General features: G+C 71.3%; 11 protein-coding genes. 2 read left to right on the top strand and 9 right to left on the bottom strand.

Annotated elements, in window-relative coordinates:
- Positions 1 to 184: 184 nt before the first annotated feature.
- From B3S45_RS05330 to B3S45_RS05305, 6 genes are all read right to left on the bottom strand, one after another.
- On the bottom strand, positions 185 to 1045 hold the full coding sequence (locus tag B3S45_RS05330; RefSeq protein ID WP_286717797.1) for a hypothetical protein: 861 nt from the start codon (positions 1043 to 1045) through the stop codon (positions 185 to 187).
- Complete coding sequence (locus tag B3S45_RS05325; RefSeq protein WP_286717795.1) at positions 1042 to 1728, bottom strand: response regulator; 687 nt, start codon at positions 1726 to 1728, stop codon at positions 1042 to 1044. Before B3S45_RS05325 ends, B3S45_RS05330 begins: the two co-directional genes overlap by 4 nt.
- A complete protein-coding gene (locus tag B3S45_RS05320) occupies positions 1716 to 2978 on the bottom strand; it encodes a sensor histidine kinase (RefSeq protein ID WP_286717793.1) in 1263 nt (420 codons plus the stop codon). Before B3S45_RS05320 ends, B3S45_RS05325 begins: the two co-directional genes overlap by 13 nt.
- 88 nt (positions 2979 to 3066) lie before the next feature.
- Positions 3067 to 3987 (bottom strand): cytochrome b/b6 domain-containing protein, encoded by a 921-nt coding sequence (locus B3S45_RS05315; protein ID WP_286717791.1) that lies wholly within the window; start codon positions 3985 to 3987, stop codon positions 3067 to 3069.
- An 824-nt stretch (positions 3988 to 4811) separates the two neighbouring features.
- Positions 4812 to 5780, bottom strand: a complete 969-nt coding sequence (locus B3S45_RS05310; RefSeq protein ID WP_286717790.1) for an electron transfer flavoprotein subunit alpha/FixB family protein — start codon at positions 5778 to 5780, stop codon at positions 4812 to 4814.
- 10 nt (positions 5781 to 5790) lie between these two features.
- A complete protein-coding gene (locus tag B3S45_RS05305; protein WP_286717788.1) occupies positions 5791 to 6567 on the bottom strand; it encodes an electron transfer flavoprotein subunit beta/FixA family protein in 777 nt (258 codons plus the stop codon).
- Between the two features lie 92 nt (positions 6568 to 6659).
- Between B3S45_RS05305 and B3S45_RS05300 the strand changes: the two genes are divergently transcribed.
- On the top strand, positions 6660 to 7196 hold the full coding sequence (locus B3S45_RS05300) for a MarR family winged helix-turn-helix transcriptional regulator (protein ID WP_071045981.1): 537 nt from the start codon (positions 6660 to 6662) through the stop codon (positions 7194 to 7196).
- Between the two features lie 98 nt (positions 7197 to 7294).
- Here B3S45_RS05300 and B3S45_RS05295 read toward each other — a convergent pair whose 3' ends face one another.
- From B3S45_RS05295 to B3S45_RS05285, 3 genes are read right to left on the bottom strand one after another with little or no spacing between them, the layout of a single operon-like run.
- A complete protein-coding gene (locus B3S45_RS05295; RefSeq protein ID WP_286717786.1) occupies positions 7295 to 8071 on the bottom strand; it encodes an enoyl-CoA hydratase in 777 nt (258 codons plus the stop codon).
- Positions 8068 to 8985, bottom strand: a complete 918-nt coding sequence (mmsB, locus tag B3S45_RS05290) for a 3-hydroxyisobutyrate dehydrogenase (protein ID WP_286717784.1) — start codon at positions 8983 to 8985, stop codon at positions 8068 to 8070. The genes B3S45_RS05295 and mmsB overlap by 4 nt, the downstream gene beginning before the upstream one ends.
- Positions 8982 to 10166 carry an acyl-CoA dehydrogenase family protein gene (locus tag B3S45_RS05285; RefSeq protein ID WP_286717817.1) on the bottom strand — a complete coding sequence of 395 codons (1185 nt, stop codon included), beginning with the start codon at positions 10164 to 10166 and terminating at the stop codon, positions 8982 to 8984. The genes mmsB and B3S45_RS05285 overlap by 4 nt, the downstream gene beginning before the upstream one ends.
- Before the next feature lie 246 nt (positions 10167 to 10412).
- On the opposite strand from B3S45_RS05285, the gene B3S45_RS05280 reads away from it, so the two are divergent.
- Entirely contained in the window at positions 10413 to 14234 is a 3822-nt protein-coding gene (locus B3S45_RS05280; RefSeq protein WP_286717783.1) for a choice-of-anchor I family protein, read from the top strand.
- The last annotated feature ends 78 nt before the right edge of the window (positions 14235 to 14312 follow it).

Here is a 14312-nt window from a genome sequence, read left to right as displayed (position 1 = left end):
AGGATGCGGCCGCGGGTCCCAGGCCCCGAGGCCCCGAGGCCCCGAGGCCCCGAGGCCGCAGCGTGCGCCTCAAACCGCGTGCGCCTCAGGAGGAGATCCCGCTCCGAGAGGACGCTTCGCTGCGGATCCGTCCTCTCCAGCCGGGATATCCTCTCCGGCCGCGCCGCGCGCCTGAGCGTCGCCCTCAGCTGCCGGGGATGAGGCGGAGGTCGCCGGCGGAGACGTCTCCGGAGATGCGGTGGGCGGCGTCGGGCGAGGTCTGCAGCCGGTTGGTCACCTCACCGGCCGACACGTCGACGTCGACGGCATAGACGTCGTCGGGGACGACCAGGCGAAGGGATCCGGCGCTCACCGACACCTGCAGGGCGTCGGGGGCGCTCCCGCCGAGTCGCGCGACGATCTCCCCGGCGCTGACGTCGAAGCGCCCGTCGGCCACGTCCGACACGTCGAGCTCGATCTTGCCGGCGCTCACGTCGGCGACGACGCCGTCGGCGGTGCCGTCGAGGTCGATCTCCCCGGCGCTGACCGACAGGTCGACCTCGCCCCAGTCGGCGTCCGCGACGATGCGTCCCGCGGCGAGGTCCAGCGCCGCATCCATTCCGGCCCCTTCGAGTCGCTCGGGCAGCACCAGCACGGCGCTGCCGTTGCCGCCGAAGAGCCACGGGATGCCGAAGAACTCGTCCGGGGTCGAGACGGCGAGGCGGTCGCCGTCGCGCTCGAGCCGCCATTGGTCGGCGGCGGCGGCGCGCGACACGTCGAGGCGCGCCTCGTCGACGTCGGCGAATTCGATGCGCAGCTCGGCGGCGGTGACGTCGACGTCGAGGGTGCGCACGCCGACCGCGTCCGCGGTGTGCGATGCATCGTCCACCATCGCCGCTCCGACGGCGCGGAACGTCGTCGCGACCAGCGCCCCGACGATCACGACCACACCGAACGCGATCGTGAGGATCGCGATGACGGTCGACGACGCGCGCGTGCGCGACGGCGGCGCGGTCGGCGCAGGCGCGGACGGCTGCTGGGGCGGAGGGGTGAGGGTGTCGGTCATGACGGTTCTCCTGTCTGCGTGGCGCCGGTGACGGGGCCGCCGTGCTCGAGGTGGGCGAGCACGGCCAGGACGCGCCGGTTCCCCGATTCGTCCTGTTCGAGGTCGAGCTTCTGGAAGACGGCGGTGATGTGCTTCTCGACGCTGCCCTCGCTGACGAAGAGGGTGCGCGCGATCGCGTGATTGGACTTCCCCTCCGCGATGAGGGCGAGAACGCTCGCCTCCCGGTCGGTGAGGCGGCTCATCCGTTCGTCGAGGGCGCGGCGCGACAGCAGCTGCGCGACGACCTCGGGGTCGAGGATGGTGCCGCCGGCACCGATCCGCTCGACGCTCTCGACGAACTCGCCCACGTCGGCGACGCGGTCCTTCAGGAGGTAGCCGAGGGCTCCTCCCTTGCCGGCGATGAGGTCGCTGGCGTACCGCTCCTCGACGTACTGCGAAAGCACGAGCACCGGCAGCTGCGGGTCGGCGGCGCGAAGCCGCAGGGCGGCGCGGATGCCCTCGTCGGTGCGCGTCGGCGGCAGCCGCACGTCGAGGATGCACAGGTCGGGCGAGACCTCGACGACGGTGTCGTCGAGCCGCGTCGCGTCGGGAAGGGCGGCGACCACCTCGTGGCCGGCGTCGGCGAGCATGCGCACCAGGCCCTCCCGCAGCAGTGCGGAGTCTTCGCAGATCAGGATGCGCATGGCACCGTCACCTCCACCGTCGTCGGGCCCCCGCCGGGACTGTCGAGGCGGAACGTGCCGCCGACGCCGAGCACGCGATTGGCGATGCCGTCGAGTCCGCCGCCGGCGACGACGCGGGCACCGCCCACGCCGTTGTCTTCGATGCGGGCCCAGAGCGTGCCCTCCTCGCGCATCCGCACGAGCACGCGCGCTTCGGTCCCCCGAGAGTGCTTGGCGGCGTTGGTGAGCGACTCGGCGATGACGAAGTACACCGCGGCCTCGGCCGCCGGACCGCACCGGCCGGGAACGCGCACGTCGAGTGTGACCGGCACCGGCGAGCGGGCGGCGAGCGCCGACAGGGCGGCGTCGAGTCCGCGGTCGTCGAGGACCGAGGTGTGGATGCCACGGGCGAGCTGGCGCAGCTCGGTGATCGCGGCCTTCGTCGAGGTGTGCGCCTCGGCGATCAGCTCCTTGGCGGCCTGCGGATCGACGTCGACCTTCTGCTGGGCGAGGCCCAGCGTCATCCCGACCGAGACCAGTCTCGGCTGCACGCCGTCGTGGAGATCGCGCTCGATCCGGGTGCGCTCCACCTCGGCCGATCGCACCGCGCCGGCACGCTGCTCCTGGGAGAGTCGCGCCTCGTGGGCGAGCTGGGCTTCGCGGGAGGGGACGAGGATCGCCCGGCCGAGCACACCGTGCAGGATGGCGAGTCCCACGAGGGCGGCGGACGCGGCGAGCGCCCCGACGATGCCCACGGGCACGGCGAGAGCCGACCCCACGTCGAGGCCGATGCCGAACAGGCGCACGGTCTCGCCCGCGTACAGCGGTGCGAAGGCGCCGGCGATGCCGACGATGACGGCCGTGAGGAGCGGGACGACGAGAAGTCCGAGGACCGTCGAGACCGCGATGCTGGCAATGCCGCGCCACACGATCGGGTCGGTGAACTGCGCCCAGACCATGCGGAGGAATCCGCCGAATCCGGGGCGCGAAGAGCGGCGGACGCGGACCGGCGGCAGCTCCAGACCGTAGAGGCCGTCGACGCGGGCGTACTCGAGCCACGCGGTCGCGTACATCGCGTAGACGAGCACGTAGAGCAGCAGCAGGCCGACGCCGAGAAGGGGCACCAGGCCCAGTCCGACCCCCAGCAGGGTGAACAGCACGGTGAAGACGGCGGGACCGATCACGCCGAGCGCGGCGAGTTGCGCGAGCGATCCGGCGATCATCGCCGGAGCGGCCGGCCGGCGTCCGGGTGGGGAGTCGGGAGTGGTCATGTCGACAACGGTACGACCGGCCCCCGGCGGCGCGCGTCCGAGGGATCCGGAGATCCGACCGGGGGTTATCCCCCGTTCGCGGCTCCGCTCAGCGGCCTGACACCGACCCGAACAGGCGCGCGATGGGCGCAAGCACGAGCGGGCGTGCGGCGACCCAGGCGGCAGCAATCACCACGAGCGAGGCGGCGAAGATCCAGAAACCGGTCCAGTTGTCGGCGTAGGCGTTCGGATCGGCCGAGCCCTGCGCGGCGTACATGTGGTTGAGGTTGCGCAGCGCCCCGGTGGCGAAGACCAGCACGACGTGCACGAAGATGAACGCGACGAAGAAGAGCATCACCGGGAAGTGCAACGCGCGCGCCCACTCCACCGGATACACCCGGTTGAGCGTCTTGGCGTTCTTCGGCCACACCCCCGACATGCGCACGCCCGTGGCGATCGCCAGCGGTGCCGCGATGAAGACGACGCTGAAGTACGCCAGCTGCTGCAGGCTGTTGTAGTTCACCCACCCGTTCTCGGTGGGCCAGTCGAGCGTGAGGTACTGGATGCCGGCCGACAGCGCGTTGGGGAACACCTCCCACGAGGTCGGGACGAGCCGCATCCATTGACCCGTGAGGAACAGCAGCACCACGAACACGACGCCGTTGGCGATCCAGAGGATGTCGAGCGACTGGTGGAACCACAGGTTGAGGCTGATCTTGCGCTTGCGGTTCTTTCGCGGGGACCAGAACGCCGTCGGCCGCTTCTCGGTGCGCACGCGCAACCCGGTGCGGATGATCAGCAGGATGAAGAACGTGTTGAGGAAGTGCTGCCATCCGAGCCACGCGGGCAGACCCACCGGCGCGCCCTCCGGCAGGTGGTACTCGCCGGGGAACGCGGTGAGGAACGCCTGCAGCGGCTCGGTGCTCGCGAGCCACCGCATCGCCAGCACGAGCATCGCGGCCGCGTAGACCACGGCGATGCCACCGACGACCACCGCCCCGATCCACTGCAGGGGCGTGAAGGGACCCATGCGACGGGGTTCGGATGCGGGCGGCGCCGTCCGCGGCGCCCGCCCGTTCCACACCGTGCGCGTGAACGGCAGGGGCTGCGAGAGGTCGGCCCGCGCCGCCACGGCGGTGGCCGGCGTTTCGGGTGCACCTCCGGGTCTCGGCGTGGCATCCGTCTCGGGCGCCACCGCGGCGGGGGCCGGCCGGACGGGTGCCGGGGGCCACGGCTCCCCACCGCGAACCCGCGGCAGCCCGCGGCGGACAGCCCCGCCACCCACCGACTTCCCCTGTTCCGCAGTCGGGCTATCCCGTTCCGCAGTCACTTTCTGTGGGTCAAGCGCGCCCACACCCGCAGCTTCTGACTGCGGAGCGGCGGGCGCGGCAGGCGCGGCAGGCGCGGCGGGCTCGGTCGGCCGGGCCGTCGGCGCGACCGGTTCCGCCGCCGTGGTCTGCGGACCCAAAGCCGCCGCGCCAGCCGATGCCGCGGCGGAAGCGGAGGCGGGCGGCCACGGGTCGCCGCCCTTCACCCTCGGCAGGCCGCGGCGCAGCGTCGACGCCGCCGCGGACCCCACATCCCGCTCCGCAGTCACATTCGACGCATCCACACCCGAAACACCCGCAGAAACCGACTGCGGAACAGAACCGTGCACCCCCACATCCCGCTCCGCAGTCACATTCGACGCATCCACACCCGAAACACCCGCAGAAACCGACTGCGGAACGGGGGCGTCGGCGGGCGGCACCGCATTTACGGACGGAACGGGGGCGTCGACGGGCGGCCACGGCTCTCCGCTCGGCCGCCGCGGCAGCCCCTGCCGCACGGTGCGCGCGTAGGTCGCCATCCGCGCTACTTCCGCTTCGCCTCGAGCGCCGCGATCAGCTGCGGCACGATGGTGAAGAGGTCGCCGACGACGCCGAAGTCGGCGATGTCGAAGATCGGGGCGTCGCCGTCCTTGTTGATCGCGACGATCGTCTTGGCCGTCTGCATCCCGGCTTTGTGCTGGATCGCGCCGGAGATGCCGAGGGCGATGTACAGCTGCGGCGACACCGAGACGCCGGTCTGCCCGACCTGGAACGACGCCGGCACGTATCCCGCGTCGACCGCGGCCCGAGAGGCGCCGACGGCGGCGCCGAGGGCGTCGGCGAGCTGCTCGACGAGGGCGAACTTCTCTTCGGAGCCGAGCCCGCGGCCACCCGAGACGACCTTGGCCGCGCCGCGCAGCTCCGGTCGCGACGACGAGACGGCGGCCTCGGCGACGGCGCCCACGGTCGCGGCCTTCCGGCCCGACGGAGCGACCTCGAGCGTCTCGATGACCGGATCGGCGACGGCATCGGCGCGCGCCTCGATCGAGCCCTGGCGCACGGTGATGATGGGTGCCCCCCACGTGACGGACGCATCCACGTCGTACGACCCGCCGTACACCGAGTGGTGCGCGATCACGCCTTCGTCGTCGCGCGAGACACCGACGGCGTCGACGCACAGGCCGGATCGACGCCGGGCGGCGAGGCGCCCGGCGGCCTCGCGCCCTTCGATCGAGTGGGCCGTCAGGACCGCATCCGGGTCGACCAGCTCGACGGCCGCCGCCAGCGCGTCGACGGCCGGAACGGTGAGTCCCTCGCCCGCCGGGGCGACCAGCACCGTGCCGGCTCCGAGCGCCGCGGCATCGTGCGCCAGCTTCTCCGCGCCGACGAGGACGGCGATCGGCGTGCCGACCTGCGACGCGGCTCCGATCAGACCCGCGGCCGACTTCGTCAGCTCGCCCGCGGGCGTCGCCTCGAGGAGCACCAGCACCGCATCCTTCGCGTATTCCGCCATGTCGTCGCTCCTATGCCAGCCGGTTCTCGACGAGGAAGTCCGCGAGCTTCTCGCCGGCGTCACCCTCGTCGACGATCTTGACCCCCGCCGCCCGGGGCGGCTTCTCGGCGATGCCGATCATGATCGATCGCGACCACCGCGCGTCGAGCGGGTCGATGTCGAGATCCGCGAGGGTCAGCGTCTCGAAGGGCTTCTTCTTCGCGGCCATGATCCCCTTGAAATTGGCCATGCGCGGGTCGGGCAGCGCCTCGGTGATCGAGATCACCGCCGGGAGCGCCGCGGAGACCTCCATGGTCCCCGCGTCGCTCGCGCGCACACCTGCGACCTCCCCGTCGCCGATCCGCACACTCGTCAGCGCGGTCGCGGCGGGGATGTCGAGCAATTCGGCGATCATCGCCGGCAACACGCCGCCGGTGCCGTCGGTGGAGAGATTGCCGGTGATCGCGAGATCGAATCCGATGCGGTCCAGGGCTGCGGCGAGCACCTGCGAGGTGAGGCCGAGGTCGGCGCCGACGAGGCCCTCGTCGACGACCTGCACCGCGGATGCCGCCCCCATCGCGAGACCTCGGCGCAGCGACGTCGTCGCCGCCTCCGGCGCCATCGACAGCAGCACGACCTCGGCGTCGCCCGACGCGTCGGCATGGGCGAGAGCGACCTCGAGCGCCCGTTCACCGATCTCGTCGAGAACGCGGTCCCCGGCGTCGCGCTGCGCGAGGCCGGTCTCGAGATCGAGCACGCGGTCACCGTAGGTATCCGGGACCTCCTTGACCAGGACGACGATCTTCATCAGGCTCCGCTCCTTCGTCGTGTCGAGTCTATGCGCGTGCCACCGGCCGGGCCCGCTGGGCTAGCGTGGAGGCGACGACCCGGAGGTGGAGGATGGCCCGACAGCGCCCCCTGCCCATCGACCCGCTCGCCGAGGCGAAGCGCCAGTGGGTGGCTCACGGCTGGACGGATGCCGCCACCGGCATGTCGGTGGTCACCTCGGTGATCCGCGCGCAGCAGATCCTCATGGCCCGCATCGACGCGGCGCTGAAGCCGTTCGGCCTGTCGTTCGCGCGGTACGAGATGCTGCGGCTGCTCGCCTTCACGCGCGACGGGCGCATGCCGATGGCCAGCGCGATCGCCCGCCTGCAGGTGCATCCCACGAGCGTCACGAACACGGTGGACCGGCTCGTGCGCGCCGAGCTCGCCGCCCGCGAGCCGCACCCGGTCGACGGACGCGCGGCGATGCTCGTGCTCACCGACGCCGGCCGCGACGTGGTCGAGCGCGCGACGGTGGCGCTGAACGCCGAGGTGTTCGAGAACGTCGGTCTCGACGACGGCGACGCCGAAGAGCTCGCCGGCATCATCGCGCGGATGCGCAAGGACGCCGGCGACTTCACCGACCCGCGTCCGGTGCCCGACCCGCTCTGAGCTCCCGCGCATCCAGACCCGGGCGGGCGTCCGAGACCCGGGCGCACGCACCCCGGTCTCGGCGGTGCGCCCGGGCCTGGCGGATGAGCGGGTCGGCATCAGCGGTGGGTGAAGTGCGGCGGGCGCTTCTCGCGGAAGGCGGCCATGCCCTCCTTCTGGTCGGCGGTGTCGAAGAGCGCGGCGAAGGCCTGCCTCTCGTAGCGCAGCCCCTCCGCCAGCGACGACTCCTGCGCGGCGGCGAGGGCGGCCTTGGCGGCGTACAGCGACGGCAGCGACTTCTCGGCGATCGTCGACGCGGTCTTCTCCGCCTCCTCGATCAGGTCGGCGGCCGGCACGACACGTGAGACGAGACCGGAACGCTCGGCCTCGGCAGCATCCATCATGCGTCCGGTGAGGATGAGCTCGGCCGCCTTGTACGGGCCGATCGCGCGCAGCAGGCGCTGCGTGCCGCCCATGCCGGGGATGACGCCGAGGTTGATCTCGGGCTGACCGAATCTCGCGGTGTCGGCGGCCAGGATGACATCGCACATCATGGCGAGCTCGCAACCGCCGCCGAGGGCGTATCCCGAGACGGCGGCGATCACCGGCGTGCGCACCGCCGCGAAGCGCGCCCACTGGCCGAAGTGATCGTCCATCGTCATCTCGAGGCCCGACTTGTCGGCCATCTCCTTGATGTCGGCGCCGGCCGCGAACGCCTTCTCCGACCCGGTCAGCACGATCGCGCCGATGCGCTCGTCGGCGTCGAAGCGGGTGGCGGCGTCGACGACCTCGCGCATCACCGTCGTATTGAGCGCGTTGAGCGCATCGGGACGGTGGAGGGTGATCCAGCCGACGCGGCCGCGCGTGTCGGAACGGATGGTCTCGTAGTCGATCATGCGGTGCTCCTCGGATCGTCGGACGGGGCGCGGACGCTCTCGATGATGCCCGAGAAGTCGCGCCCGGCCCCACCGCCGTCGACGAATTCACGGTAGATCGTGCGGGCGAGCATGCCCATCCGCGCGTCGACGCCGGTGAGCTCGACGGCCTTCTCGGCGAGACCGAGATCCTTGTCCATGAGGGCGCCGGCGAACCCCGGTTCGAAGCCGCGGTTCGCGGGGCTCGACGGAACGGGCCCGGGCACCGGGCAGTTGGTGGTCAGCGCCCAGCACTGCCCCGACGCGTGAGCGGCGACGTCGAACAGCGCCTGGTGCGACAGACCGAGGCGCTCCCCCAGCACGAACGCCTCGGCCACCACGATCTGCGACGCCGCGAGGATCATGTTGTTGCACACCTTCGCCGCCTGCCCGAGACCCGGTCCGCCGCAGTGCACGACGCGCGCACCCATCACCTCCAGCAGCGGCCGTGCCGCGTCGACGTCGGCGCGCGCACCGCCGACCATGAACGTGAGCGTCGCGTTCTCGGCGCCGACCACCCCGCCCGAGACGGGCGCGTCCACGCTGCGGAGCCCCGCGGCCTCGGCGAGAGCATGCGCGGCGCGGGCCTCGTCGACGGCGATCGTGGAGCAGTCGACGAAGAGGATGCCGCCGGGGGCGGCGGCCAGCAGCCCCGGCCGCCCCGCACCGCCGCGGTAGGCGTCGATGACCTGGTGACCGGCGGCGAACATCGTGATGACGACCTCGGCGTCGGCAACCGCATCCGTCGCCGCGTTGACGACGCGCAGGCCGGCGGCCCGCGCCGCCTCCCGCGCGCCGGGCACCACGTCGAACCCGACGACGTCGTGCCCGGCGCCGACGAGGTTGCGGGCCATCGGCAGGCCCATGTGGCCGAGACCGAGGAACGCGACCCTCATCGCGAGGCCCCGATCAGCTCGCGTCCGATGATGACGCGCATGATCTCGTTCGTGCCCTCGAGGATCTGGTGCACCCGCAGGTCGCGCACGATCTTCTCGATGCCGTAGTCGTGCAGATAGCCGTACCCGCCGTGCAGCTGCAGGGCGTCGTTCGCGACGCGGAATCCGACGTCGGTGGCGAACCTCTTGGCCATCGCGCACTGCATCGACGCGTCGTCGGATCGCTCATCGAGCGCCGCCGCCGCATCGCGCACCATGCCGCGCGCGGCCCGCAGATCAGTGGCCATGTCTGCGAGCGCGAAGACGACAGCCTGCTTCTCGGCGAGCGGCTCGCCGAAGGTGAAGCGCTCCTGCACGTAGCGCGTCGCGCGGTCGAGGGCGGAGCGGGCACCGCCGATCGAACACGCGGCGATGCTCACCCGTCCTCCGTCGAGCGCGGACATCGCGATCCGGAACCCCTCGCCTTCCTCGCCGAGCATGGCCGAGGCGGGCACGCGCACCTCATCGAGGATGACCTGCGCCGTCGGCTGGGCGTTCCACCCCATCTTCTTCTCGCGAGCGCCGTAGGCCATGCCCTCCGCGTCGGCGGGGACGAGGAAGGCGCTGATGCCGCGCGCGCCGGGTTCGCCGGTGCGCGCCATCACCACGTACACGGATGCGACGCCGCCGCCCGAGATGAACTGCTTCACACCCGTGAGCACGTACTCGTCGCCGGAGCGGATCGCGCTGGTGGTGATGGCGGCGGCGTCCGACCCCGCCCCGGGTTCGGTGAGGCAGTACCCGCCGAAGTCGGCCATCGCCGTCAGACGCCGCAGCCACTGCTCGCGCTGCGCGCCCGACCCGTAGGTGTCGATCATCCACGCCACCATGTTGTGGATGCTGATGTAGGCCGCGACCGCCGGGTCCGCCGCCGCGAGCTCCTCGAAGATCAGCACGGCGTCGGAGCGAGACAGCGCGGAGCCGCCGGCGTCCTCGCGCACGGTGATCCCGCCGAGTCCGAGCTCGCCCGCGCGGTGCAGCACGTCTCGCGGGAAGTGCTTGCGCTCGTCCCACTCCAGAGCGTGCGGAGCGATCTCGGCGGCGGCGAAGTCCCGCACCGCATCGACGATGGCGGCGCGCTCCTCCGCTGTGCTCATCGACGGCGTACTCATCGACCCCGTCCCCACCGACGGCGTGCTCATCGACATGCGATCTCCTTCGATCTCATCGGTTTCGCTCACGAACAACGGCGCGCGCAGAGCATCTCGACTATTTTAGCTGGACATCCATCTATTTCCCAGGCCTTCCGATGATCATCGAGCAGTTGCACTCCGCCGCGGGAACGCCGATCAGGCTCGCTCGCGTTCGCCGATCGTTCACCCGGCGGCTACCGCAGCCCAATAGACCTGACGGGTATCCCTGCACACCCGACACCCGTCAGGACGGTCATGCCCTCAGCCACGTTCAGACGCGCGGTCGCCGTTGCCACCACGGCAGCAGCAACCTGTGCGCTCGCCTTCGTCCCGATCACCGCGGCCGGCGCCGCCGTGATCGATCCTCCCGTCACCGACACCAGCGAGAGCGCCACGCTCGAGCTGACGCCGATCGGCACGTACGAGACCGGCATCTTCGACGCTTCCGCCGCCGAGATCGTCCACTCCTACGGCGACCGCCTGTTCGTCGTGAACGCGCAGGCCGGCACGGTCGAGGCTCTCGACGCCGCCAACCCGTCGGTGCCGACGAAGATGTTCGACATCTCCAGCGCGGGCGTCGCCAACTCGCTCGCCGTGCGGGAGGACGGCCTCGGGGTGATCGCGTTCGAGGACGAGGACAAGACGGCGCCCGGACGCCTGGTGTTCTTCGATGCGGACTTCGTGCCGGACGGCGACGCCTCGCCGATCCTCGGAGAGGTCACCGTGGGCGCCCTCCCCGACATGGTCACCATCTCGGAAGACGGCACCTACGCGGTCGTCGCGAACGAGGGCGAGCCCGCCGACGACTTCTCGGTCGACCCGGAGGGTTCGATCGGCGTCGTCACGCTGCCCGCCGAGAAGGCGGCGCCGGCACAGGACGCCGTCCGCACCGCGGGATTCGACGCCTTCGAGGGGGAGAACCTTCCCGCCGACGTGCGCGTGTTCGGTCCCGACGTGGCCGCGCCCGATCAGGGCGAGACGGCGCTCGAGGCGAACCGCGTCAGCCGCAACCTCGAGCCCGAGTACGTCGCGATCGCCGACGGCACCGCCTACGCCGCTCTGCAGGAGGCCAACGCTGTCGCCGTCGTCGACCTGGCCTCGGCGACGGTCACCGACATCTGGCCTCTCGGCTTCAAGGACTACTCGGTGGAAACGCTCGACGCGAGCGACCGCGACCCCGAGGACGCGCCGACCTACAACCAGGCCTCCTACGAGGGGCTCTACGGCGTCTACATGCCCGACGGCATCGAGGCGTACGAGGTGGGCGGACAGACCTACCTCGTCACCGCGAACGAGGGCGACAGCCGCGAGTGGGGCGAGTTCATCGACGCCGTGCGCGCGAAGGACCTCGGCGACGTCGACGAGACCGACGCACCGGCCGTCTGCGAGACCATCCCACTCGCCGGGATGCTCGAGGACGAAGACCTCGGTCGCCTGAACGTCCTGACCGACATGGGCCTGAACGACGAGGGCACCTGCTTCGACGAGCTCTATACGCTCGGCGGACGCTCCTTCTCCATCTGGACCACCGACGGCGAGCTCGTTTTCGACTCCGGCAGCGACTTCGAGGAGGTCACCGCCGCAGCGGCCCCCGAGTTCTTCAACTCCAACCACACCGAGTCGAACCTCGAGGGGCGCAGCGAGGACAAGGGCCCGGAGCCGGAGAACCTCGCGATCGGCACCGTGGGCGACCGCACGTACGCCTTCATCGGCCTCGAGCGGGTCGGCGGCGTGATGACCTACGACATCACCGACCCGGCGAACGCGACCTACATGAGCTACCTCAACAACCGCGACTTCTCCGTCTCGGTGGAGGATGCGATCGACGACTACGATCCCGAGAACGCCGACCACCGGGCGACGCTCTCGAGCGCCGGCGACCTCGGTCCGGAGGGTCTGGAGTTCATTCCGGCCTCCCAGTCGCCGATCGGCGAGCCGCTGCTGGCAGTCGGCAACGAGGTGTCCGGCACCACGACCATCTACGCGATGGGGAACCCGAACGTCACCGAGATCGACGTCCTGACGATCAACGACTTCCACGGGCGCCTCGAGGCGGGCACGTCGGGCGAAGCCGGCGCCGGCGTTCTCGCGGGCATCGTCGAGGACTTCGAGGCCCGCAACCCGAACACCCTGTTCGTCTCGGCCGGTGACAACATCGGCGCATCGACCTTCACGTCGTTCTCGCAGCAGGACAACCCGACGATCGACGCGCTCCTCGAGGCGGGCCTGGATGTCGGCGCTGTCGGCAACCACGAGTTCGACCGCGGGTTCGCCGACCTCAGCGACCGGGTGATCCCCCGATTCGGCGGGAACACCGACGACACCGTCACCGAGGAGGAGATCGCGGCGGGGCTGCCCTACAACCTGGGCGCGAACGTCTACGACAGCGAGACCGGCCTGCCGGTGCTTCCGGAGTACGCGATCAAGACGGTCGACGGGGTCGACATCGGGTTCATCGGAACCGTCACGCCGGACACCGCCACCATGGTCGACCCGGCCGGGATCGAGGGGATCGAGTTCGGTGACGAGCTCGAGGCGGCCAACCGCGTCGCCGCGCAGATCGCCGACGAGACCGACGTGCTGATCCTGCTCACCCACTCCGGTGCGGCCACGAGCGACTGCGAGGCCCTCGCGGCCGACCAGGCAGGCTTCGGCTCGCTCGCCACCGGCGCCTCGGCCGACATCGACGCGATCGTCTCGGCGCACACGCACCAGACCTACGCGTGCGACGTCGCCGTCGAGGGGACCGACGGCGACACCCGCCCGGTCATCCAGGCCTTCGAGTACGGCAAGGCGATGGGCCTGCTGAACATCGACTGGGACACCCAGGCCGAGGAGCTGATCTCCATCCAGGCATCCACGTTCCTCACCGCCGGACTCGCCGAGCCCGACGCCGAGGTGCAGGCGATCGTCGACGCGGCGGTCGCCGAGGCCGACGAGGTCGGCTCCGTGCCCGTCGGAGAGATCAGCGCCGACATCCTTCGCGGCGGCACACCGTCGGGAGCGGACCGCGGCGTGGAGTCGTCGATGGGCAACTGGGTCGCCGACGTGTACCTCTGGGCCACGTCCAACCCGTCCTACGCCGGCACCCCCGCCGAGATCGCCCTGATGAACCCGGGCGGCCTGCGCGCCGACCTCGCCTACGCGCCTGACGGCGTCATCACCTACAAGGAAGCGGCCGAGGTCCAGCCCTTCGCGAACACCCTCGTGACGATGACCCTGACGGGCGCGCAGATCGAGGAGATCCTCGAAGACCAGTGGAAGGCCGAGGGCGACCGCCCGAAGCTGCACCTCGGCGTCTCCGAAGGATTCACCTACGAGTACACCGAGTCCGACCCGCGCTCCGGCGACATCACCGAGATGTTCTACGAGGGCGAGCCGATCGCAGCCGATGACACCTTCACCGTCGTCACGAACTCCTTCGTCGCCAACGGCGGAGACGGGTTCCCGACGTTCACCGAGGGCACCGACCGCACCGACACCGGGCAGGTCGACCTCACGGCCACCGTCGCCTACTTCGAGGCGTTCGACGTCGTCGACCCGGCGCCGCTCGGTCGCGCGATGGTCGCCGGTTCGGAGAACCCCGGGGGCGAGACCCCCGGGGGCGAGAACCCCGGCACCGGCAACCCCGCTCCCGAGCCGACCGACCCGGGCGGGGAGCTCCCGGGCACCGGCGAGCAGACCGGTGGGGACTGGGCCGAGGTGACGCTCAGCAACGACGGCCGGGTCGAGCAGGGCGGAACCCTGACCGTCACGCTGACGGGCCTCGAGGCCGGCCAGCAGGTCGCCGCCACCCTGTTCAGCGACCCCATCGAGGTCACCGGCATCCCGGCGGCGAGCACGGATGGCAGCATCCGCTTCTCGGTCGAGATCCCGGCGGACTTCGAGCTCGGTGCGCACCGCCTGGTGATCACCACCGACGGTGAGGACCCGATCGAGATCGGTGTCGACGTCGTCGAGGAAGGCGCCCTGGCCGCCACCGGCGCGGAGCTGCCGTGGGGCATCGCCCTGGGCGGCGCGTTCCTCCTCGTCGCCGGCGGTGTCGCCTTCGCGATCCGTCGTCGTCAGACCGCGTAACCCGCATCCCTCCGACGGCCCTCGATCCCCACAAGGGGTCGAGGGCCGTCGCCGTCTCCCCCGCTGTCTCCGCCGCCT

It is taken from the genome of Microbacterium sp. UBA1612 (genome assembly GCF_002321605.1).
Classification (GTDB): Bacteria; Actinomycetota; Actinomycetes; order Actinomycetales; family Microbacteriaceae; genus Microbacterium; species Microbacterium luteum.
Note: the sequence above shows the minus strand (reverse complement) of the source record. Positions and strands in the feature narration are given on the sequence as shown.